Here is a 2,366-nt window from a genome sequence, read left to right on the forward strand (position 1 = left end):
GGGCGGGGCTGGTGGCCCCCTCGGGCATGGTGGTGGTGGAGCACGACAAGCGCGAGCCGGCGCCGGAGGCCCATGCCGGCCTCACCCGGGAGGACCAGCGCCGCTTCGGGGACACCCTGGTGAGCTTCTACCGGGCCCCCTGACCATTCCTTGACCGCCCGTCAGGGGCGTCCGAGACTCGGGGGCGCATGCCGGCCGCCATCTATCCAGGTTCTTTCGATCCGCTCACCAACGGGCACCTGAGCCTCATCCAGCGCAGCCTCAAGATGTTCGATCGGCTCATCGTGGCCATCGCGGTGAACCCGAAGAAGACGCCCACCTTCACCGAGGAGGAGCGCCGCCAGCTCATCCGCGAGGCGTGCGGAGACGACCCGCGCGTCGAGGTGGAGGCCTTCCACGGTCTGCTGGTGGACTACGTGAAGCGCCGCAACGTGGGCGTCGTCATCCGCGGCCTGCGCGCGGTGTCGGACTTCGAATACGAGTTCCAGCTCGCCAACATGAACCGCAAGCTGGCGCCCGACATCGAGACTGTCTTCATGATGACGGGCGAGGACTACTTCTACATCTCCTCCCAGCTCGTCCGGGAGGTGGCGTCCTTCGGCGGGGACGTGACGGGGCTGGTACCCGACAATGTGAATCAGAAGCTGAAGGCGAAGTTCGCCAATCGCAAGTAGCGCTCTCTCCTCTTGTCCGTCCGGGCGCGAACGCGCTACGGAGGCGGACATGAAACTCGCTCGCCGGCTCCAGGCCATCAAGCCGTCCCCGACGCTCGCTCTCAACTCGCGCGCCAAGGCGCTCGTCGCCCAGGGCGTGGACGTGGCGGTGCTGGCCGCGGGCGAGCCGGACTTCGACACGCCGGACTACGTGAAGCAGGCGGCGGTGGAGGCCATCCGCTCGGGCTTCACGAAGTACACGCCCACCAACGGCATCCCCGAGCTGCGCGAGGCCGTCTGCCGCAAGCTGGAGCGGGAGAACGGGCTGAAGTTCACCCCGGACCAGGTGCTCATCACCGCCGGTGGCAAGCAGGCCCTCTACAACCTCTGCCAGGCCGTGCTCGACGAGGGCGACGAGGTCCTCATCTTCTCGCCCTACTGGGTGAGCTACCCGGACATGGTGCACCTGGCGAGCGGCACGCCCGTCATCGTCCCCACGCGCGAGGAGAACGGCTTCGCGCCGGACCCGGACTCCATCCGCCGCGCGCTCACCCCGCGCACGCGCGCCGTCATCATCAACAGCCCCGGCAACCCCACCGGCGCCGTCTACTCGCGCGCCGCGCTGGAGGGCATCGCCGAGGCGCTGCGCTCGCACGACTGCCTCATCATCACCGACGACATCTACGAGAAGCTCCTCTACACCGATGAGCGGCTGGGCATCAGCGACGTGGCGCCGGACCTGGTGCCGCGGCTGGTGGTCATCAACGCGCTGAGCAAGTCCCACGCGATGACGGGCTGGCGCATGGGCTACGTGGCGGGGCCGAAGCCGCTGGTGTCCGCCATGCAGCTCATCCAGGACCAGTCCACCTCCAACGCCTCCTCCATCGGCCAGAAGGCCGCGCTCGCCGCGCTTCAGGGGCCGGCGGACACCATCACCACCATGGTGGCGGAGTACCGCGTGCGCCGGGACCTCATCGTGGGGGGACTCAACGCGCTGGATGGCATCCGCTGCCGCATGCCGGAGGGCGCCTTCTACGCCTTCGCGGACGTGCGGGGCCTGTACGGCCGGAACTACAAGGGCAAGCCGGTGACGGGCTCCATGCAGCTGTCGGAGATCCTCCTGGATGACTTCCGCGTCGCCGCCGTGCCGGGAGACCCGTTCGGCGCCGAGGGCTACATCCGCATGAGCTTCGCCACCTCGCGCGAGGTGCTGAAGAAGGGCCTGGGCCGCGTGGCGGAGCTGGTCCAGGCCCTGCGCTGAGTCAGTCCGTGTAGACGAAGGCGCGGAACTCGTCGCGGTACGGCCGGAAGAGGAAGACGCCGGGGCGGCCCGAGAGGTTGCCCACGGCGGCCCAGATGTCCTTCTGGTTGCGCAAGTCGAGCCCCAGGCGGGCCGGCGCCTTGCCGTACTTCTTCTCCATGTCCTCCAGCCTCAGCACCTCCACGTCGTAGAGCGTGACGAGGTCCGTGCGCTTGAGCCGCAGCTGCTTCACCCACGCCACCACCAGCTCCTCGGGCGTGGCGTAGCGTTTGTCCTCGAGCTGGAAGGGGTAGATGAGCTCGTTCGCGACACCGCGCGCGTCGCCCGTCAGCAGGCTCTGGAAGAGGAAGCGAGCGGACATCTGGATGTCCTGCCGGGTCTGCTCATCCGCGGACAGCTCGGGCCCGGCGGGCGCGGGGGGCGCGGGAGGAGGCGCGGGAACGCTCGGCGGG

At 69.0% G+C, this 2,366-nt stretch carries 2 protein-coding genes and 2 pseudogenes; 3 read left to right on the forward strand and 1 reads right to left on the reverse strand.

Annotated features, from left to right (window positions below):
- From HG543_RS56945 to HG543_RS53150, 3 genes and pseudogenes are all read left to right on the forward strand, one after another.
- Window positions 1–143 (forward strand): annotated as a pseudogene (locus HG543_RS56945) (16S rRNA (guanine(966)-N(2))-methyltransferase RsmD); the annotation flags it as partial.
- 45 nt (window positions 144–188) lie between these two features.
- On the forward strand, window positions 189–674 hold the full coding sequence (gene coaD, locus HG543_RS53145; protein ID WP_169352601.1) for a pantetheine-phosphate adenylyltransferase: 486 nt from the start codon (window positions 189–191) through the stop codon (window positions 672–674).
- Window positions 675–723: 49 nt separating this feature from the next.
- Window positions 724–1,914, forward strand: a complete 1,191-nt coding sequence (locus HG543_RS53150) for a pyridoxal phosphate-dependent aminotransferase (protein WP_169352602.1) — start codon at window positions 724–726, stop codon at window positions 1,912–1,914.
- Window position 1,915: 1 nt separating this feature from the next.
- Here the strand turns inward: HG543_RS53150 and HG543_RS53155 are convergent.
- Window positions 1,916–2,366, reverse strand: a pseudogene (locus HG543_RS53155) (hypothetical protein); the annotation flags it as partial.

Origin of the sequence: Pyxidicoccus fallax (assembly GCF_012933655.1) — a bacterium.
GTDB lineage: Bacteria > Myxococcota > Myxococcia > Myxococcales > Myxococcaceae > Myxococcus > Myxococcus fallax.